Annotated in this window: 18 protein-coding genes; 9 read left to right on the plus strand and 9 right to left on the minus strand. The window is 70.9% G+C overall.

Annotated features, from left to right (window positions below):
- Nucleotides 1–24 precede the first annotated feature (24 nt).
- The 8 genes from HV826_RS23660 to HV826_RS23695 all read right to left on the minus strand — a co-directional run bounded on the left by HV826_RS23660 (nucleotide 25) and on the right by HV826_RS23695 (nucleotide 8,751).
- Nucleotides 25–597, minus strand: a complete 573-nt coding sequence (locus HV826_RS23660; RefSeq protein ID WP_176419275.1) for a hypothetical protein — start codon at nucleotides 595–597, stop codon at nucleotides 25–27.
- A 204-nt stretch (nucleotides 598–801) separates the two neighbouring features.
- Nucleotides 802–1,680 (minus strand): hypothetical protein, encoded by an 879-nt coding sequence (locus HV826_RS23665; protein ID WP_176419276.1) that lies wholly within the window; start codon nucleotides 1,678–1,680, stop codon nucleotides 802–804.
- Between the two features lie 66 nt (nucleotides 1,681–1,746).
- Nucleotides 1,747–3,597, minus strand: a complete 1,851-nt coding sequence (locus HV826_RS23670; protein WP_176419277.1) for a glycosyltransferase family 39 protein — start codon at nucleotides 3,595–3,597, stop codon at nucleotides 1,747–1,749.
- On the minus strand, nucleotides 3,594–4,544 hold the full coding sequence (locus tag HV826_RS23675) for a hypothetical protein (RefSeq protein ID WP_176419278.1): 951 nt from the start codon (nucleotides 4,542–4,544) through the stop codon (nucleotides 3,594–3,596). Before HV826_RS23675 ends, HV826_RS23670 begins: the two co-directional genes overlap by 4 nt.
- On the minus strand, nucleotides 4,531–5,043 hold the full coding sequence (locus HV826_RS23680; RefSeq protein WP_163783489.1) for a hypothetical protein: 513 nt from the start codon (nucleotides 5,041–5,043) through the stop codon (nucleotides 4,531–4,533). Before HV826_RS23680 ends, HV826_RS23675 begins: the two co-directional genes overlap by 14 nt.
- Before the next feature lie 58 nt (nucleotides 5,044–5,101).
- Nucleotides 5,102–6,052, minus strand: coding sequence for a CarD family transcriptional regulator (locus tag HV826_RS23685; RefSeq protein WP_176419279.1), 951 nt, complete (start codon nucleotides 6,050–6,052; stop codon nucleotides 5,102–5,104).
- Nucleotides 6,053–6,134: 82 nt separating this feature from the next.
- On the minus strand, nucleotides 6,135–6,341 hold the full coding sequence (locus HV826_RS23690; RefSeq protein WP_176419280.1) for a hypothetical protein: 207 nt from the start codon (nucleotides 6,339–6,341) through the stop codon (nucleotides 6,135–6,137).
- Nucleotides 6,342–6,429: 88 nt separating this feature from the next.
- Entirely contained in the window at nucleotides 6,430–8,751 is a 2,322-nt protein-coding gene (locus HV826_RS23695; protein WP_176419281.1) for a serine/threonine-protein kinase, read from the minus strand.
- 306 nt (nucleotides 8,752–9,057) lie between these two features.
- On the opposite strand from HV826_RS23695, the gene HV826_RS23700 reads away from it, so the two are divergent.
- The 4 genes from HV826_RS23700 to HV826_RS23715 all read left to right on the plus strand — a co-directional run bounded on the left by HV826_RS23700 (nucleotide 9,058) and on the right by HV826_RS23715 (nucleotide 12,952).
- Nucleotides 9,058–9,903 carry a hypothetical protein gene (locus tag HV826_RS23700; protein WP_255217378.1) on the plus strand — a complete coding sequence of 282 codons (846 nt, stop codon included), beginning with the start codon at nucleotides 9,058–9,060 and terminating at the stop codon, nucleotides 9,901–9,903.
- A 60-nt stretch (nucleotides 9,904–9,963) separates the two neighbouring features.
- Nucleotides 9,964–10,623, plus strand: a complete 660-nt coding sequence (locus tag HV826_RS23705) for an SRPBCC family protein (protein ID WP_176419282.1) — start codon at nucleotides 9,964–9,966, stop codon at nucleotides 10,621–10,623.
- Between the two features lie 8 nt (nucleotides 10,624–10,631).
- On the plus strand, nucleotides 10,632–10,985 hold the full coding sequence (locus HV826_RS23710) for a helix-turn-helix transcriptional regulator (protein WP_176419283.1): 354 nt from the start codon (nucleotides 10,632–10,634) through the stop codon (nucleotides 10,983–10,985).
- Between the two features lie 158 nt (nucleotides 10,986–11,143).
- Entirely contained in the window at nucleotides 11,144–12,952 is a 1,809-nt protein-coding gene (locus HV826_RS23715) for an acyl-CoA dehydrogenase family protein (protein ID WP_176419284.1), read from the plus strand.
- 21 nt (nucleotides 12,953–12,973) lie between these two features.
- On the opposite strand, the gene HV826_RS23720 is transcribed toward HV826_RS23715, so the two are convergent.
- On the minus strand, nucleotides 12,974–13,684 hold the full coding sequence (locus tag HV826_RS23720; protein WP_176419285.1) for a PilZ domain-containing protein: 711 nt from the start codon (nucleotides 13,682–13,684) through the stop codon (nucleotides 12,974–12,976).
- Between the two features lie 264 nt (nucleotides 13,685–13,948).
- Between HV826_RS23720 and mraZ the strand changes: the two genes are divergently transcribed.
- The 5 genes from mraZ to HV826_RS23745 are packed head-to-tail and all read left to right on the plus strand — an operon-like array spanning nucleotide 13,949 to nucleotide 18,186.
- Complete coding sequence (gene mraZ, locus HV826_RS23725; RefSeq protein WP_090490200.1) at nucleotides 13,949–14,401, plus strand: division/cell wall cluster transcriptional repressor MraZ; 453 nt, start codon at nucleotides 13,949–13,951, stop codon at nucleotides 14,399–14,401.
- Between the two features lie 46 nt (nucleotides 14,402–14,447).
- Nucleotides 14,448–14,834: an STAS domain-containing protein gene (locus tag HV826_RS23730; RefSeq protein ID WP_176419286.1), complete on the plus strand. Its 387-nt coding sequence runs from the start codon at nucleotides 14,448–14,450 to the stop codon at nucleotides 14,832–14,834.
- 6 nt (nucleotides 14,835–14,840) lie between these two features.
- Nucleotides 14,841–15,755, plus strand: coding sequence for a 16S rRNA (cytosine(1402)-N(4))-methyltransferase RsmH (rsmH, locus tag HV826_RS23735; protein ID WP_176419287.1), 915 nt, complete (start codon nucleotides 14,841–14,843; stop codon nucleotides 15,753–15,755).
- Nucleotides 15,752–16,171, plus strand: coding sequence for a cell division protein FtsL (locus tag HV826_RS23740; protein WP_176419288.1), 420 nt, complete (start codon nucleotides 15,752–15,754; stop codon nucleotides 16,169–16,171). Before rsmH ends, HV826_RS23740 begins: the two co-directional genes overlap by 4 nt.
- Nucleotides 16,168–18,186, plus strand: a complete 2,019-nt coding sequence (locus HV826_RS23745; RefSeq protein ID WP_176419289.1) for a penicillin-binding protein — start codon at nucleotides 16,168–16,170, stop codon at nucleotides 18,184–18,186. Before HV826_RS23740 ends, HV826_RS23745 begins: the two co-directional genes overlap by 4 nt.
- Nucleotides 18,187–18,197: the final 11 nt, after the last annotated feature.

Here is an 18,197-nt window from a genome sequence, read left to right on the forward strand (position 1 = left end):
TCCCCCGGCGCACCGCTTCACGGCTCAGGGCGCGTCGTCCATGGCGCCCATGCCGCCCTCGGTGCCGCCATCCGACAGCACCGGGGCGCCCGTGTCCTCGGGTTCGGGGTCTCCCCCCGCGCCCACCACGGTGCCCGTCACGGGCGTGCCGCCTTCCTCGGGGGTGAACTCCAGCGTCTCCACGAACACGCGGCCGGGCAGGCGCAGGTCCATGGCGTTGATGCGCTCCTGGCCGCGAAGCTCGTAGAGCTGCTGCGCCACCGGGCCCGCGGGGATGCGTTCGTCGGAGAAGAAGATGTACATGCGGACCTTCCCCTCCTGCACGGGGATGCGGAAGCTCGTGTGCGCCACGGGCTTGTTCGCATCACAGCGGATGGAGCGGTTCTCCCGCGTCAGCGTGAGCTGCCGGATGACGCCCTTCTCGGACACCGTGTACAGCATGCAGTAGGGGAGCTGGTCGTCGGAGGGGATGACCTCCACCGTGGCCCCCCCCGTCTTCCGCAGCTGTGCCCGCGTGGGCCTGTCCGTCGACTTCTTTCCGTCACAAGCCGCGCCACACAGCGCGGCCACCGCCAACAACCCAGTCCAGCGCCTCATGTGTCCCTCCCGGGGTGTGGAAGAGCCTTCACCTGCCACCCCCAGCCTACTTCGGAGCCTCGCCCTGGGGGGAGGTCAGGGGTTGTCCTGTGACAGGGCGCGCCACCGGCAACGACCGCCAGTGCACACCTCAGCCGGGCGGACGCGCGCACGCACGGCGTCATGTCCTCCGCGCGCGCCGCGGACGCGCTCCTGGGGCGGGGCTCAGGGACAGCCGGAGCTGACCTGGAGGCCGTCATGGGCCATCCACCCGTTGCGCTTCGTTCCCGTGGCGGCGATGACGTAACCGTAGAGGAATTTCATGGTGCCGGACTGCTGGCGGTAGCGTCCCGCGCCATCCTGGACCCACAGGGGAATGTCGATGGACGGCACGCCGTGCTCGGTGGGGACGTCCAGGCGCTGGAACTTCGTGCCCGCGGGGAAGTGGTCCACCGAGGGGCCGCCCAGCGCGAAGCCCGGCACGTTGAAGACCAGGTTCGCCGAACGCAGACCATTGGCGCGAACCAGCGGCAGGTAGTCGCCCGCGCGCTCGTGCGTCGCCGTGCTGTCGTAGACGACCTTCTTGAATTCGAGCGTGGTGTCGTGCCAGTCGCGCACGGCGTAGCAGCCCAGCTTGTCCAGGCCCGTGCCCAGCGCGGAGACGTGGCCGACCTTCTGCTCGAAGGACGTCCTCCCCACGATGCTGGAGATGGGCAGCCACCCGGCGCTGGAGTTGGACGTCGACACCGCGAAGGCGTGCTTCTCACCCGCGAAGGTGCGCGTCTGGCCGTGGTTGAAGGCCGCGCTCGTCCGCGTGTTGGTGCCCACCACCGTGCCGTGGCCGTCCCGGATGGGAACACCCGTCACCAGGCCCCAGTTGTCGTCCTCGGGCGCGTTGGTGGGCACGCGGTTCCCACCAGACGCTTGCAGCTTGCAGTTGTAGGGGCTGACCAGACAGTAGGTGCCATTCACACCGGAGAACGCCGCCTGCTCCCGTGAAGCGAGGGCTTCGTCCGAACCGGGAGCCGTCGGGGATGGGGCTTCGTCTCCACAAGCGGAGGCCACGAGCGTCGCCGCGATGAGGGCATGGAGTGGGATTCGCATTCTGGGATGGGAATTCGACTTCCTCTCGCCGCTCCGCATCCTCCGGAGGCGTTCCTTCGTGAAGCGCTACCGCGCCTCCGGCCGGAGGTAGACGACCACCTGGGGCGTCTCATCCACGTAGAGGCCCGTCACCGGCGTGCGCGTGCCGAAGGCCTGCCACGTGAGGAACTCGTGCTCGCGGAACTCCTGGTGGTACTGGTACGCGACGATGTCAGCGTCCGCCGGGCTGCCCACCGCGCGCAGGTCCTTCCGCAGCATCCCGTTGCGCTGGTAGTCGCGGAACGAGCCGCCGTGCACCTCGTGCAGGAACAGGCGCGCGCCCTGTTTCGCGTTCGCGTTGATCCACGGCAGCACGCCGGTGACGTGGCTGGACCAGAACTGGCGCTGCATGCCCAGCGTGGCCGCGCCTGGCAGTCCACCCGCCAGCTCCGAGTACGCCGCCGTCCCGTAGGGGAACACGCGCACCGAGTACACCAGCGCGGGGGCCAGCAGCACGGCGAACACCGGCACGGCCACCGCGGCCTGGGGCAGTGAGGGCCACTTCCCCTTCAGCCGCTCCCACAGCGCCGCGCAGCCCCGGGCCACCGCGGCGCCCGCGAGGATGCCCAGGAACACCATGGACGGGAACCAGTGCTTCACCCCGCCGAAGTGCGGCACCTGCGGGTGGCTGATGATGAGGATGGACGTCACCGCGTTCACGCACACCAGCGCCTCGGTCATCGTCACCGGGCGCGCCACCCACGCGCGCGTCCGCGCGAAGGCACCCAGCACCATGCGCGCCACCAGCGCCGCCAGGCCCGTCACCATGGGGACGAAGATGCTGGTGGGCACCGTCAGCGCCGTCTTCACGACGACGTAGGCGAGCGGGAAGGGCGGCTCGCGCAGCAGCTGGTTCAGATAGAACCAGGCGTAGTGGTTGTGCTTCGCGTGGAAGGCCAGGTACCACGCGGTGCGGTCCACCGGCTGGTGCCACAGGTAGGGCCAGTGCAGGTAGAAGATGACGGGCCCCAGCACCGCCATGGCGGCGATGGGCACCAGCGCGCGCGTCACCGGCGCGCTCACCTTGTCCACGCCCTTGAGCACCCAGGCGCCGCCCACCGCGAGCCCCGCGAACAGCAGCGTGTGCGGGCTGAGCAGCAGGAACTTCCGCTGGAAGCCCTCGCCGCCGCCCAGCGACAGCACCAGCAGGCCGTAGAACACGGCCACCGCCGTGAAGACGCCCACGAAGCGGCCCAGCCAGGCGCGGGCCTCCGGCTGCCCCTGGCTGGCGCTGTAGGCGCGCCACAGCGCGAAGGGCGTCAGCACGAAGGGGAGGAACAGCGCGTTGTGCTTGGTGGCCAGCGTCAGGCCGAAGGCCACGCCGCACCACAGGCCCCAGCGCACGTCCTCCAGGGCGCGCCAGAAGCAGTACACGACGAGCAGCCACATGGCGGCCACGGGGACGTCGAAGCACGCCATCTCCGCGTTGAAGTACTGCCGCGGCACCAGCATGAAGGCGAAGGCGGCGAACAGCCCCGCGAGGCGGCCGTACATGGCGCTGCCCAGCAGGAAGGACAGCGCGGGAATCAGCGCCGCCAGGGCGAAGGCGGGGAGGCGGAACGCCGTCGCAGACCGCATCCACCCCAGCCCCGTGTGGAAGAGCAGGTGGCTCAGGCCGAACAGCGTCTTCATCAGCACCGGGTGCTCGTGGTTGTAGTCCCACGCGCGCACGATGGCCGCGTCCGTCAGCGCCCGGGTCGGTGACTGGAAGAGCTGCCGGAACCAGCTCGCGTAGCCCTCCGCCGCGATGAAGTAGACGCTCTCGTCGCGCGTGTAGCCCACCGCGGACTCCGTCAGCCACAGCGCCGCGAAGGCCAGCACCCAGAGCGCCCAGGCCAGGGACTTCTCGTCGCGCGTGGGGGCGCGTCCTCGCATCATCCCCGCACTCCCACTTCGGGCTCCACGGCCAGCACGTCCAGGCACACCTGCCGCCGGTCCGCGTTGTCCGCCTGCACCCAGACCTTCACCGTATGTGGCGCGCCCTGGGGGAGCCGGACCTCGGCCTTCTGCACGCCCTCCAGGCCCGGCGGTATCGCCAGCGACAAGAGCCGCGCGCCGCTCGCCGCGTCATCCACGCCCAGGTGCGTGGTGGAGAGGCGCGAGTCCTTGGGGAAGGCGTGCTCGAAGATGATGCCGCCCTCCAGCCTCAGGCCCAGGCCACCGGGCACGCCGTCCAGCTCCGCCACCAGCCGCTGCTTGCCGCCCGGCGCGTGCATCCACAGGCAGCGCCGCGGCTCGTAGAGGATTTCATGCCACTCCGGCGCCACGTACAGGTGCGTGGGTCCGGGGCAGCGGTGCGCCTTGCCGTCGAAGGGACAGTCGCGGCGCGTGCCGTCCGGCTGCTCCAGGTACACGCGGGCGCGCGCGTAGGCCTCCGTGGCGGTGAAGCGCCGGGGCCGGTGCCGGCCGTTCTCATGGAGCGCAAGTGTCAGCGTGCCATGCCGCGAAGGCGCACCCACCGCGCGGCGGCCGGGCAGGAAGGTTTCGAGGAAGCCCGCCTCGTCCGAGCGGGGCAGCTCCGGCTGACCCAGCACCCAGACCCGCGGGTGCGCGGACAAGTCGTCCCGGTCCGAGCCCAGGTAGCCGTACACCGGCAGCGAGGAGGGGACGAAGAGGCGGGCGCGCTCCGCCCACCAGGGGAAGAGCAGCACCGCGTCACCCGGCTGGGCCTCCGCCTGGAGGCGCTCCGCCACCGCGCGGTAGTCCGCCTCCGACGGGAGGCGGCCTGGCAGGCGCAGGTGGAAGAGCAGGCACAGGAGCGCGACCAGGAGCAGGCCTCCCAGCTCCACGAGGGGCAGCGCGCGGGTGAGGCTAGGACTTCGCAAGGCGAATCTTCTGCTCGCTCTTTTCGCGGCAGAAGGTGCAGAAGATGGCTTCACCCTGAGCGAAGGACGGCGTCCAGGGCGGGTACATCGAGCAGCGCGGGTCCAGGCAGTGGTGCAGCTCCCAGAGGTGGCCCAGCTGGTGGAGCGCGTGCCGGGTGACGGCCTTGAAGGCGCTCTCCAGGTCCTTGTGGGGCGCGATGGTGAGGATGGCGCGGTCCTTCCCCTGGCGCGCGAAGCCCGCCGTGGGCGCCACGCCGCTGGGGAGCTCGCGGTCCTTCAGCTTGCGCGTGGTGAGGAGCAGCACCTTGTCGTCCTTGTAGGAACGGATGCCCTGCACCTCATCCATCAGCTTCTCCGCATCCAGCGGCTCGGACATGCCCGCGGGCACCTCCGCGCTGCCGGAGTGCTCACTGCCCACGCCGAACGCCGTGTAGAGCGTGCGGTTGAACTTCGCGAGCTGCTTGTCGTCGAAGGGGTCCAGCGTCACGACGCGAATCACGGGGCGTCACCTCGGCGGAAGGGCCCCAGGTGCAGGGGCCCGTCGGTCCATGGGGCTTTCAGCTCTCACCCTCGGGCGGTTTGACCTTGGGCGGACGGCCGCGCTTCTTGGGCGCGGCGGGGGCGGCGCCCTCCGCCTCGGGCGGCTTGGGCTTGGGCGGACGGCCGCGCTTCTTCGGCGCCGCGGGCTCGGCGCCCTCGGCCGTGGCCTCCGGCTTGGGCTTGGGCGGACGGCCGCGCTTCTTCGGGGCGGCGGGCTCGGCGCCCTCGGGCGCCTCCGCCTTGGCCTTGGGAGGACGGCCGCGCTTCTTGGGGGCGCCTTCCTCGGAGGCCTCGGCCTCCTCGGACTCGCCTTCCTCGCTGGACTCCTCGTCGGACGGCTCGGAGGGCTCCTCGTCGGACGGCAGGTCCAGGTCGCTGTCCAGGCCCAGCAGGTCGCTGTCCAGGTCCAGGTCGCCGTCCTCGCGCTGGAACTCGGCGGCGGTGCGCTTGGGGCGCTCGCGGCCGGGCGGGAAGAGGACGATGTCGATGGCGTCCTCGGCGTTGACCTCGGCGGTGCCCAGCGCGGCGGCGACCTCCGTCACCAGCAGGTGCCGGGCATTGTCGTAGAGCTCGCGCTCCTTGGTTGGCAGCGGGCGCAGCTCGCTGAGCACCTGGAGCCCCTTCACCACCTCGGCCAGACCCATGATGCCGCCTTGGGTCATCCGGTCCAGGTTGGTGCGGGCTCGCTGCTTCCAGTCGAGGTCGGCCTTGTCGCTGTCCGAGCGGAGGAAGGAGAAGATGGCCTCCACGTCCTCGGCGGATGCGACCTTGCGCACGCCGATGGAGAGCACCTTGCCCTCGGGCACCATCACGACGGCGCCATCTTCTTCGCGGCGCATCGTGACGAAGGTGAGCTTCTGTCCCGCCACTTCCTTCACATCGATGGCGGAGACTCGGCAGACCCCTTGGTTCGGATAGACGACCCGGTCGCCAACCGCGAGCTGGAGTGACGCGGACCCTTCAGGCATGTCCCCCTCACGGGTGAGGTTGGTGGGCTGAACGTCGGAACAGGCCCGGGCTTAGCACCGAGCCACGTCGGACGCCACGAGTTTACCGGGGGATTGCCGCTGGACGTGCGTCCGTGCGCTGAACCCCGAGGAGGTTGCCCAGCACCCGCTGCTGCCCCGCGTCCAGCGCCGCCTCGACCTGTGCATCCGTTGGCTCCATCCCGTCCACTCCCGGCCGGGCGTCCACGCGCGCGGCCATTCCCAGGGTTCCCATCAGGCCGAACACGGCCACCGCCACCAGCTTCTTCATGGTGAGTCCTCCGTGGCGCCCAGGGTAGGGGGCAGCCTCCGGTGATCAACTTTTCGGCGACAGGTCGCTGCACCGCTGTAGCGGCACGTTACCGGGTGGGAGCGGGCGTGGGAGGCCCCAGAGGGGGAGCGGGCGAGGTGCCGGGGGCTGCCACGGGCGATACCTCAAGCACCAGGCTGCCGGTGTTGTCGGCCAGATGGTCGTCGGGGAAGGCGAGCTGGAGCCAGGAGGCGCCCCGCAGGCGCAGGGGGCGGCCCAACTCCAGCAGCGTCAGCAGGCCGGACGCGCTCTCCGGCCCCTCTCCGGCGCCGTACAGGCCCAGCACGCGGCCCACCGGCCCCCCGTCGAAGCCCCGTGTGCGCGCGGACTCGGCGGTGTCCCGCAGCACGACGTCGTAGTGCGTGTCCGGCTCCAGCCCGCTCAGCAGGAAGCGGTCGGCGCGTGACAGCTTCACCGCGTGCGTCCGGGCGTCCACGCGCAAGGTGGTGACGGGGCCGTCGTTGTCCCATTCGCGCACGCGGACCAGCAGCGTGCCGTGGTTGTCCGTCCGATTCGAGTCCAGCAGGAAGACATGGAGGCGCGAGGCGTGGCGCACCAGCCGCTCCTCGCCGTCCAGCACGCCGAAGGACTCATGCGCCGCAAGCCGCGCGTCCCCCTCCAGGAAGTAGCCGGCGTGCTCCACCAGGCTGGCATGGCCCAGCGAAGCCCAGCCCTCCACCTGGACGCTGTAGGTGCGCGACGGGTCCAGCCGCATCTGCGCGGTGGAGAGGTAGGGCACGCGGAAGGCGTGCGCCACGCTGGACAGGGACATCCGCTCGGCGGGCATCCGCACCTCCTGAGGAGGCGTGGCGCGGTGCGGCTGCTGGGCGGGGCCTAGAATCCGCTTGGGGAGCAGGCGGGCATGGACGGCCAGGGTGGTGCCACGCTCGGCCCGCACCGTCTGGCTCCACGCCACCATGCCCGGGACCTGGACCTCCAGCAGGTGCTCCGCGTCCGCGGGAAGCTGCGTGAGCAGGGCGGGCGTGCGCGCCGTCTGCGGCTGGCCGTTCACCCGGATGGCGGCGCCCGGGGGCGACGAGCTCAGCTCCACGGAGAAGGTGCCCGTGCTGTTCGACACCAGCAGGGCCAGCGTGGCCATCAGCGCCACGATGATGGGCGCGCCCAGGGTGACGGCCCGGGGCATGCCCATCGTCCGCGATGCCGCCGCGTCCAGGGGCGGGACACCCGGGCCGGGCAGGAGGGCGGGGAGCGGCTGCGTGGTGCGCTCCATCCGCCCGTCGGCGGGCTCGGAGGCCTGGGTGGGGGGCGGCTCGAACTCGGCGATGGGGGTCCGCTCCTCCTCGTCAGCGGCCGGCTCGCGGACGGGCGGCGCCATCTCCCGGAGGGCGCGGCGCTCCAAGGGGGAGTGGGTCCACCGGGCCATCTGCGCCAGGAACTCGCGGGGCAGCAGCACGGGGCGGCCTTCGCCCACCAGCTCCGCTTCGAAGAGGTAGCCCATGAAGTGGGCGCGCGCGCTGGAGGACACGTCGGGCGCGGCCGTGTGGAGGTGGCGGGTGAGGGCCTCGGCGAAGGCCTCCGCGGTGGCGTAGCGCTGCTCGCGCTCCACGGCCAGCGCGGTGAGCAGGATGCGCTCCAGCGCGGTGGGGATGCCGGGGTTGAGGTCGCGGGGCCGCGGGAAGTCCCCCAGGGCGAGCTTGCGCAGCACGTCCGGCATCTTCCCTTCGAAGGGGAGGCGGCCGCACAGCATCTCGTAGATGACGACGCCCGCGGCGAAGATGTCCGAGCGCGCGTCGGGCTCGCGCCCGCGGACCTGCTCCGGCGCGAAGTAGGTGTACTTGCCCTTGAGGTCGTGCTCCACCGGCTCGGCGCTGCCGGCCAGCCGCGCCCGCGCGATGCCGAAGTCGACCAGCTTCACCTGGCCTTCGTAGCTGAGCAGCACGTTCTGCGGGCTGACGTCGCGGTGGACGATGTGGAGCGGCCGTCCGCGCTCATCCAGGCGCGTGTGGGCGTAGGCCAGCCCCTCCAGCATCTCCACGGCGATGAGCAGCGCCAGCGGCTGGGGCAGGGTGTACATGCCCTTCTCCCGCGCGCGCCGCATGACGCTCGACAGGGTGCGGCCGTCCACCCACTCCATGGCGATGAAGTACTCGCCGTCCACCTCGCCGAAGTCGAAGACCTGGGCGATGTTGCCGTGGCTCAGCCCCGCGGCGATGCGGGCCTCGTTGACGAACATCGACAGGAAGGCGCTGTTGTCCGCATAGCCCGGGAGGATTTTCTTGATGACCACCGGTTTGGTGACACCCGCCGCCGCTGTCATCCGAGCGCGGTAGATCTCCGCCATCCCGCCCGTCGCGATGCGCTCGAGCAGCTTGTATTTACCGAAATGAAGCCCTTCGGAAGGCTGCTGCACGTTCGTTCCGGTTCCTTCGGGTGCAGGTGGCCGCTGCGCCAAGGGGGCCCGCGCTGTCTTGGCAGGGGCGCCTGAAGGTATCATGGGGTAGGCAAAACGCCATGACGGGAAAAATCCGTTGGTTGTGATTGGGGGATGGGTGTGCCTCTTCCTACGTCTCGCGACAGCCACCGCCATGGTGGTGCCCGAGGTGTTCTGGGTGCCGGGGGGCAGGGCCGGGCGCCGAAGGATGCCCGCTCCGCGCGCCACGTACCGATGCGTCATCATCCGCGCCGTTGGATGGCGGCCACTTGGGAGGAAGGCACGATGAGGACGGTGCGGGGCATGTCCGCGGTCACCCAGGCGCTCGCCGTGGTGCTGCTCGTCGTGGTGGCCGCCGGCTGTCGTGAGGAGCCGCGGGCCGAGCCGCTCAAGTCCTTGAAGCCCGCGCCCCTGCCCTCGCTCGCCGTGCCGGGCGCGGCGACGCCGGAAGCTCCGCGACCCGCGTCGCCGGCCGAAGTGGAGGTTGCGGGCCCCATCCAGGGTGAGCCGCTCCCAGCCGCCGCGCTCCGGGTGGCGCTGGCGGGAGAGCGCGTGCGCGTGGGAGCGGAGACCTTCGAGCCGGCGCGCCTGGATGACGCCACGCGGCTGGCGCAGCGCGTGAGAGGGCACGCGGTGTTGGTGGTGCCGGACGCGGACACCTTCCTGGTGCAGACGTCGGAGCTGTTCACCGTGCTGCGGGACTCGGCGGAGGCCGTGTGGCTGGCGCACCCGGATGGGCCGGTGGCCTATCCCGTGGTGCTACGGGACGAAGCGGGCTTCCGCGCGTGGCTGGAGGAGGTCGCGCCGGGCAAGCTGCGCATCATCATGCGCGCGGACGGCTTCGAGCTGACCACCAGCGTGGGCAAGTTGCCGGGCCCGGACCCGAACGGTCCCTCGGTGCCGGTGCGGGCGGGGCGGCAGGACATCGTCACGCTGCGCCGGGGCCTGGGCCTGCTCAAGGGGCGCTTCAAGACGTCCGAGGACCTCTGCCTCGTGCCCTCGTTCGGCATGGAGGTGGCGCAGGCGGCGCGGGCGCTCGGCGCGAACTTCACCGCGCCGGGTGAGCCGCTGTTCGACACCCTGTGCTTCGTCTATCCCACGCCCCACCAGGCCCCGGAGTCATCGCCTTGAGCGTTGACTTCTTCAATAAGTCGCCGTTTATATAGGTGCATACTTATATTTGGAGGCGACATGATTGATGTGCAGCGGTACCTGGGGGCCGTCGTGCGGGAGGTGGAGAGCCGTGAGCATGAGGGCAAGCCCGCGCGCGTCGTCGTCGCCATGCGCGACTACGACACGACGGTGGAGGACCTCTGGGACGCGCTGACCAACCCCGAGCGCATCCCCCGCTGGTTCCTTCCGGTGTCCGGCGACCTGAAGCTGGGGGGGCGCTACGCGCTCAAGGGCAATGCCAGCGGGACAATCACCCGTTGCGAGGCGCCGCGGCACCTGGGGCTGACGTGGGAGTTCGGGGGCGGTATCAGCTGGGTGGACGTCATCCTGGCCGCGGCCCCGGGCGGTGGCGCCCGGCTGCGGCTGGAGCACCTGGCCCATGTGAGTCCCTTCTGGGACGACTACGGCCCTGGCGCCACCGGAGTCGGCTGGGAGCTGGGGTTGATGGGCCTGGGCCTGCACCTGGCGTCCGGCGGCGCCGCTGTCGACAGCGCGGCGGTGGAGGCCTGGACGACGTCGGATGAAGGCAAGGTGTTCATCACGGCCAGCAGCGAGGGCTGGGGGCAGGCGGATGTGACGCGGGGAGAGGACGCCGCGGCGGCGAAGGCACGCGCGGCGCGGACGACGGCCTTCTATACTGGTGCGCCGCCGCCGGACGTGCGGCATCCGGGGACCTGATAGCCACGATGCATGCCTTCGACGTCCTGGGTGACCCGGTGCGCAGACGCATCCTCGAGCTCCTGGCCGGGGGGGAGCGCCCCTCTGGCGAGGTGACCGAGTCCATCCAGGCGGAGTTCGGCATCAGCCAGCCGGCGGTCAGCCAGCACCTCAAGGTGCTGCGCGACAGCGGCTTCGCGGAGGTTCGCGCGGAAGGGACTCGCCGCCTCTATCGCGTCGACCCGGCGCCGCTTCAGCAGGTCGACGCGTGGCTGGAGCAGTTCCGCGTGTTCTGGACACCGCGCCTGGAGGCGCTCGCCACCGAGGTGGCGCGGGGCAAGCGGGCTCGGGCCAAGGCCGACAGCGAAGGCGGCGGTCCGTAGCCTGGCGTGCGCGGTGTCCAGGACGACCTGCTTCGGCTGACGTGAAGGGCGCCGCTCGCCCCTTCGCGTGGACTGGCGCGAACTCGCGGACGGTTTTCCGCCGGAGGGTTAGATTCAGGCCCCAGGGCGGGGCGCGCTCGTCCGCTGGAGGGATGTTCATGGATGCCGAACCCAAGGCCGCTTCGCGGCAGGGGCATGCGCCCGGTGGCGCGTTCCTCTTCGAGGAGGTGGGCTCGGCCCGCATCCTCACACCGGAGACCTTCACGGAGGAGCAGCGCCTCTTCTTCCAGACGGCGCTCCAGTTCTCCCGTGAGCAGGTCCTCCCCCTGGCCGAGCGCATCGAGGCCAAGGACAACGCGCTGCTGCGCCAGTTGCTGCGCCAGGCCGGCGAGCTGGGCCTCTTGAGCGTGGACATCCCCGAGGCCTACGGCGGCACCGGCCTGGACAAGACGACGTCGCTGCTGCTGGCGGAGGCCATGAGCCTCAACGGCTCGTGGTCGGTGACGTTCGGCGCGCACACCGGCATCGGCACGCTGCCCATCGTCTGGTTCGGCAACGCCGAGCAGAAGGCGAAGTACCTGCCGAAGCTGGCCACCGGTGAGTGGGTGGCGGCCTACGCGCTCACGGAGCAGGGCAGCGGCAGCGACGCGCTGGGCGCCAGGACGAAGGCGGTGCGGTCCCCCGACGGCAAGCACTGGATTCTCAACGGCTCCAAGCTCTACATCACCAACGCGGCCTTCGCGGACGTGTTCATCGTCTTCGCCAAGGTGGACGGGGACCGGTTCACCGGCTTCATCGTGGAGAAGGACACGCCCGGCCTCACCGTGGGGCCGGAGGAGCACAAGATGGGCATCCGGGGCTCCTCCACCTGCCCGCTCTACTTCGAGGACGCGCGCGTCCCGGTGGAGAACCAGCTGGGCGAGGTGGGCAAGGGCCACAAGATTGCCTTCAACATCCTCAACTACGGCCGCCTCAAGCTGGGCGCGGCCGTGCTGGGGGGCATGAAGCTCCAGCTCCAGGGCGCGCTGCGCTTCACGCAGGAGCGCAAGCAGTTCGGCGCGCCCATCGCCCAGTTCCCGCTGTCGCGCGAGAAGCTGGCCCGCATGGCCGCGCTCGTCCATGCGGTGGAGAGCATGACGTACCGCACCGCGGGGCTCGTGGACGCGCGCCTGGGACAGGGGGACAAGCGCGCGCCGGACGCCGAGGCGCGCCTGCTGGCGGCGGTGGAGGAGTACGCCATCGAGTCCTCCATCATGAAGGTGCACGGCTCGGAGTCTCTGGGCCACCTGGTGGATGACGCCGTCCAGCTCCACGGTGGCGCGGGCTACATCGAGGAGTACCCGGTGGAGCGCGCGTACCGCGACGCGCGCATCAACCGCATCTTCGAGGGCACCAACGAAATCAACCGCATGCTCATCACCGGCATGCTCCTCAAGCGCGCGGTGAAGGGCGACCTGCCGCTGTTCGCCATGGCCGGCGACGTGGCGGAGGCGCTGTCCCGGGGCGAGCGGCCCCAGGCGCGCGTGCGGGATGCCCTGGCCCCGCAGGAGGTCGCCGCCGAGGCCGCCAAGCACCTGGCGCTCCACGGCTTGCGGGTGGCGGCGGAGACGTTCGGCACGGCGCTGGAGCAGCACCAGGAGGTGCTCGCGGCCCTGGCGGACGTGGTCATGGACGCCTTCGCCCTGGACTCCATGGTGACGCGCACCCGCCAGGCCGCGAAGGGCGGCGGCGCGCTGGCGCCGGTGCGGGTGGCGATGACGCAGCTCTATGCGCTGGACGCCATCCCCCGCGCCTACGACAGGACGCGCCGCGCGCTGTGCGCCACGCTGAAGGGGGACGCGCTCGACCAGGAGCTGAAGCGCCTGGGCACGCTGGACGTCTTCACGCCGTATGACCCGGCGGCGCTGCGGGAGACGGTGGTGGCGGCCCTGGAGTCCGCAGGCGGCTACCCCCTGGGCGCGGTGTAGCCCGCGGGGGCCTTCGGGCCGTCACGGCATCCGCGCGACGGCCTCCATGCCGAAGCTCACCCGGGCCTTCCAGGGGGCGGGCGGCAGCGTCGCCAGGGACAGCAGGCCGTCCAGCCGCTGCTGCATGTCCGGCCGGAGCCTGCCGAAGGTGGCGCCGAAGCCCGGCGTCACCGTCCCCGAGCTCTTCCGGGGCACCGTGGAGGTCCACACCACCTCGCCGTGCAGCAGCATGGGCCCCTCCCGGAAGTCCAGCTCCAGGAGGAAGGGCGTGCCCACCTTCACCTGGCGCGGCAGGGCAGGGGCCTGCACCTCCAGGCCCACGCCGCCCCGGGAGATGTCCCGGACGACGAAGCCCGGTGACAAAGGCGCCGCCTCGCTGGCGCGCAGGTACAGGGGCAGCCGTGGGAAGCGGCGCAAGCCGGCGTGCTCCTCGGCGGCGTAGATGCGCTGGAGGACGGCGTCCAGCGCGCTGCGGTCCTCTCCGACCCCGTAGCGGACGGTCAGGAGGAAGCGCTGGGACTCCTGGTGCGGGACGACCTGGACCACCTCCCCCAGCACTTCCACGGGCCGGGGCACGCCGCCCGCATGCAGTTCAAAGGTGAATCGAGTCCCCAGCGGCAGGCTGCGGCGCGTCTCCAAGGTGACGCCCCCCATTCCGACGCTGCGCGTGTACTCCCCCACCAGGGTCTGCGGCGTCTTGTATGCCACCTTCAGCCGAACGTTCGTGTTCACGCGACTGACACTTTGCGCCTGGGTCCGGGGGGAACTCAAGTTTACCCCAGCGCAATAGGTAGGGCGTCGTACGGCGCCAACCACTGGACCTTCCAGGTGTGACGACCTTTCCGGACGTCGGGCGCGGACAAACCGCTGTTTCAACCTGTTGCGGTTTCTTGACCCCCCCAAGAGGGGCGCGTATGTATGCCGCCCGGAAGTGGCAAGGAGTGGGAAGGAGTGGAGGTTCATCCCTCATCGGGCTGAAAAGGTGGATCGTCCCGCGTGTTCCGAGGCGTCTATGAGCACCAGATCGACGCGAAGGGGCGGACGAGCCTCCCGGCGAAGCTCCGGGACACGCTGGTGGGCGCCTACGACGAGAGGCTCATCCTCACGACGGCGCTCGACAGATGCCTCCACGCCTATCCGGTGCGGGAGTGGGAAGCGCTGGAGCTGTCGTTGGCCAAGCGCAACCCGATGGAGCCTGGGGTGAAGACGCTGATGCGCTTGTACGTGGCCAGCGCGCAGGAGTGCCCGCTGGACAAGCTGGGACGCCTGCTCATCCCTCCGACGCTCCGCTCCTATGCGGGGCTGGAGAAGGACGTGGTGTGGGCGGGGATGGTGAAGGTCATCGAGCTGTGGAGTCGCGAGGGATGGGCGAAGGCGCAGGAAGAAGCGCGCCAGGAAGCGACCTCCGCGGATGTGATGAAGGTGCTCGCCGAGCTGCGGCAGGCGTGACGGGAAAGTCGACAGGACCCCGAAGTACCGGGAGGGTGGCAAGCGTATGAACCAGGTTCTGGAGGTTCGGCCAGGGTTGGCGGGCGCGGCGATGGCCGCCGGCCGTGTCGAGACGCTCATGCTGGAGGGCGAGCTGAGCGAGCAGGACCTGCTCGAGCTGTGCGACGACCTGGGCCGCAAGCTGCAGCGCGGCACGCGTCAGGTGGTGCTGGACTTCGGGGACGTGGGGCACCTGAACTACCGGGGCGTCAGGCCGCTGATGGCGCGCACGGAGGTCTTCCGCCGCGCCGGTGGGGACGTGAAGCTGTCCGGGCTGTCGCCGTACCTGGCCGCCATCTTCCGCGCGGCCGGCGCGCACGACTGTTTCGAAATCTACCCGCACATGAACGATGCCCGAGCCGCCTTCGCGCTGGCGCGGGCACCCTTCGTCTGACGGCCCGTGACGGCTTCGGACTTCCAGCACCAGACCGTCCTCCTGCGGGAAGCAGTGGCGCTGCTTCGGCCGGCGGAGGGGAAGGTCATCATCGACGGGACGCTGGGTGGCGGTGGCCACTCGGAGGCGCTGCTGGCCTCGGGCGCCACGGTGGTCGGCGTGGACCGGGATCCGGTGGCGCTCGCTGCGGCCACCGCGCGCCTGGGCGCCAACCCGCGCTTCCAGGGCCGCGCCGGCAACTTCGCCGAGCTGCCCCGCGTCGCCGCGGACCTGCTGCCCGTGGAGGGGGTGCTGGTAGACCTGGGCGTGTCGTCGCCGCAGCTGGACGTGGCCGAGCGCGGCTTCTCCTTCTCCAAGGACGGCCCGCTGGACATGCGCATGGGGCCGGACGGCCCGACGGCGGCGGAGCTGATCGCCACCACGGACGAGCGCGAGCTGGTCCGCATCCTCAAGGACTACGGTGAAGAGCCCTTCGCCCGGCCCATTGCCCGCGAGCTGAAGAAGGCGCTGCCCACGCGCACGCTGGAGGCCGCGGAGGTCGTGAAGCGGGCGGTGCCGCGCAAGGCGTGGCCCAACCGCATCCACGTGGCCACCCGGACCTTCCAGGCGCTGCGCATGGCCGTCAACGGTGAGCTGGAGGCGCTGGACGCGCTGCTGGCCGCCATCCCCGGGCTCCTCAAGGTGGGGGGCCGCGCCGCCGTCATCGCCTTCCACTCCCTGGAGGACCGGAAGGTGAAGGAGGCGTTCCGCGCACTCGCGGGGCGCTGCACCTGTCCGCCGGGCCTGCCGGTGTGCGTGTGCAGCGGGGTGGGGGATTTCGCCCTGGTGACGAAGAAGGCCGTGGCCGCCTCCGAGGCGGAGGTCGAGGCCAACCCCCGTTCACGCAGCGCGCATCTGCGCGTGGTGGAGAAACTCCGATGAGCAAGGTGCACTCCCGGGTGTCGGCGTTGCGTGCTTCCGTGTCGGTGGGCGGTGTGCTGCTGCACCTGCTGCCGGCCGTGTGCCTCTTCGCCCTCTTCGCGGCGGTGGGCATCCTCCACGTCAGCAGCCGGGTGCTGGTGGTGGACATGGGCTACCGCCTGTCGCGCGAGGAGGCGGAGAGCCGCATCCTCACGCGCGAGAATGACCGGCTGAAGCTGGAGCTGGCCACGCTCAAGGCGCCGGGCCGGCTGGAGCGCGTGGCGCGCGAGCAGCTCAACATGGCCATGCCGCGCGGCGGCGCCGTGGTGTCGCTGTCGGCGGAGAAGCCGGCGCGTGGCGGCGGGGCGCGCGCGGAAGCCCCAGACGCCGCTCAGCCCACCGTCCGCGTGGCGGGCCGCGCCGGAGCGGGTCGGTGAGAGACTTCAAGGCGGCGCGGGCTCCAGAGCCCAACGCGAAGTGGCTGAAGCTGCGGGTACGGCTGCTGTTCGGGCTGTTCCTGATGCTGCTCGGCGTCGCCTTTGGTCGTGCGGTGCAGCTCCAGGTCTTCGAGCAGGAGAAGCTGCGCGGCATGGCGCAGGACCAGTACGTCCGGCACATCGAGATTCCGGCCCGCCGCGGCGACATCTTCGACCGGCGTGGCACGCCGCTGGCCCAGAGCGTGGAGGTGGACTCCATCTGGGTGGACCCGTCCATGCTGCCCGACGTGAAGGTCGCGTCCCGGGCGCTGGCCAGGGCGCTGAAGCTGGACCCGGATGAGCTGGGCGCGCGCCTGGCCCGGGCCAGGCGCTTCGCCTGGGTGAAGCGCCAGGCCAAGCCCGCCGAGGTCGCCGCGGTGAAGGCGCTGGCGCTGCCGGGTATGGGCTTCTCCAAGGAGCCCAAGCGCTTCTACCCCCAGCGCGAGCTGGGCGCCCACGTGGTGGGCACGGTGGGCATGGACGGCCGCGGCCTGGAGGGCCTGGAGCTGGCCTTCCACGACGAGCTGTCCGGGCAGAACTCCTCCACGTCCAGCTTCCGTGACGCCAAGGGCCGCAAGCTGCTGGTCCAGGGCGCGTTGGATCCGCTCCAACGCCAGGGCGCCGCCGTCACCCTCACGTTGGACCGGCACATCCAGTACGTCGCGGAGAAGGCGCTCAGCCGCGCGGTGGAGGACGCCAAGGCCGTGGCCGGCATGGCGGTGGTGTTGGATCCGCGCACGGGCGAGCTGCTCGCCGTGGCCAACCACCCGCGCTTCAACCCCAACACGCCGGAGTCCAGCACGCGCTCGGGCATGCGCAACCGCGCCGCCCTGGACACCTTCGAGCCGGGCTCCACGCTGAAGTCCTTCGTGGTGGCCACGGCGCTGGAGGAGAAGGCCATCACCGCCGACAGCCTCTTCTTCTGTGAGAACGGCGCCTGGCGGGTGGGCCGGCACACCATCAACGACACCCATTCCTACGGCTGGCTCGGGCCGCGGGGCATCCTCCAGGTGTCCTCCAACATCTGCATGGCCAAGATTGCCCAGGCCCTGGGGCGGGAGAAGTTCGTGAAGGGCTACCAGGCCTTCGGCTTCGCCGAGCGCACCGGCCTGTCCCTGCCGGGCGAGGGGCGCGGCGTCCTGCCGTTCCCGAAGGCGGAGGTCTCCCTGGCCACCCAATCCTTCGGGCAGGGGATGACGGCCACGGCGGTGCAGATCGCGGCCGCCTATGGTGCGCTGGCCAACGATGGGGTGCTGATGCGGCCCTATCTGGTGTCGAAGGTGGTGGACCCGGACGGTGTCGTTCTGCTGGAAAACCGTCCCACGGAGCTGCGCAGGGCGGTCTCCGCGAAGGTCGCCCGGCAGGTCGTGGGCATGCTTGAAAGCGTGGTGGTCAAGGGAGGGACGGCCACCAGGGCCGCCATGGAAGACTACCGGGTGGCCGGAAAGACGGGCACCGCGCAGAAGGCAGACCCGGTGGCGCGGGGGTATTCGGACAAGCGGATCGCCTCCTTTATTGGAGTGGTACCGGCCGAGTCTCCGCGAGCAGTGATTCTTGTCGTAGTGGACGAACCCAAGACGGACGTATACGGGGGGACCGTGGCTGCCCCTGCTTTCAAGGAGATTGCGACCGCCGCCATGGCTCACCTGGCAGTGCCCCCGTCCCGGACGGTGGCACCCGAGGTGGCCGTGGCCGCCGTGTCACCCGCGCCTGCCGCGGCGAAGCCGGGGGCGAAGGCCTCCGGAGCCGCCCGGACGGCGCTGGCGGACGCGGTGACGGAGACCCCTGAACCCGGCACGGTACGTGTGCCGGACCTTCAGGGAGCAGTAGGACGTGAGGCCGTGGTGAAGCTGCTCGCCGCGGCGCTGGAGCCACAGGTATTGGGCAGTGGACGCGTGGTATCTCAAACCCCCCCCGCCGGTTCATTGGTGGAGAAGGGGGCCCGGGTGACGCTGGAGCTCGCCGCGCGGCAATAACGCCGCGTCCG

Origin of the sequence: Myxococcus sp. AM010, from assembly GCF_013372585.1 — a bacterium.
GTDB classification, from domain to species: domain Bacteria; phylum Myxococcota; class Myxococcia; order Myxococcales; family Myxococcaceae; genus Myxococcus; species Myxococcus vastator.

What these genes read in the sequence shown, in the direction of transcription:
- HV826_RS23715 (WP_176419284.1), top strand. Translation starts at nt 11,144, where the DNA reads ATGGATGCCGAACCCAAGGCCGCTTCGCGGCAGGGGCATGCGCCCGGT.
- HV826_RS23690 (WP_176419280.1), bottom strand. Translation starts at nt 6,341, where the DNA reads ATGAAGAAGCTGGTGGCGGTGGCCGTGTTCGGCCTGATGGGAACCCTG.
- HV826_RS23730 (WP_176419286.1), top strand. Translation starts at nt 14,448, where the DNA reads ATGAACCAGGTTCTGGAGGTTCGGCCAGGGTTGGCGGGCGCGGCGATG.
- HV826_RS23705 (WP_176419282.1), top strand. Translation starts at nt 9,964, where the DNA reads ATGATTGATGTGCAGCGGTACCTGGGGGCCGTCGTGCGGGAGGTGGAG.
- HV826_RS23685 (WP_176419279.1), bottom strand. Translation starts at nt 6,052, where the DNA reads ATGCCTGAAGGGTCCGCGTCACTCCAGCTCGCGGTTGGCGACCGGGTC.
- HV826_RS23660 (WP_176419275.1), bottom strand. Translation starts at nt 597, where the DNA reads ATGAGGCGCTGGACTGGGTTGTTGGCGGTGGCCGCGCTGTGTGGCGCG.
- HV826_RS23710 (WP_176419283.1), top strand. Translation starts at nt 10,632, where the DNA reads ATGCATGCCTTCGACGTCCTGGGTGACCCGGTGCGCAGACGCATCCTC.
- HV826_RS23665 (WP_176419276.1), bottom strand. Translation starts at nt 1,680, where the DNA reads ATGCGAATCCCACTCCATGCCCTCATCGCGGCGACGCTCGTGGCCTCC.
- HV826_RS23700 (WP_255217378.1), top strand. Translation starts at nt 9,058, where the DNA reads ATGAGGACGGTGCGGGGCATGTCCGCGGTCACCCAGGCGCTCGCCGTG.
- HV826_RS23740 (WP_176419288.1), top strand. Translation starts at nt 15,752, where the DNA reads ATGAGCAAGGTGCACTCCCGGGTGTCGGCGTTGCGTGCTTCCGTGTCG.
- HV826_RS23670 (WP_176419277.1), bottom strand. Translation starts at nt 3,597, where the DNA reads ATGATGCGAGGACGCGCCCCCACGCGCGACGAGAAGTCCCTGGCCTGG.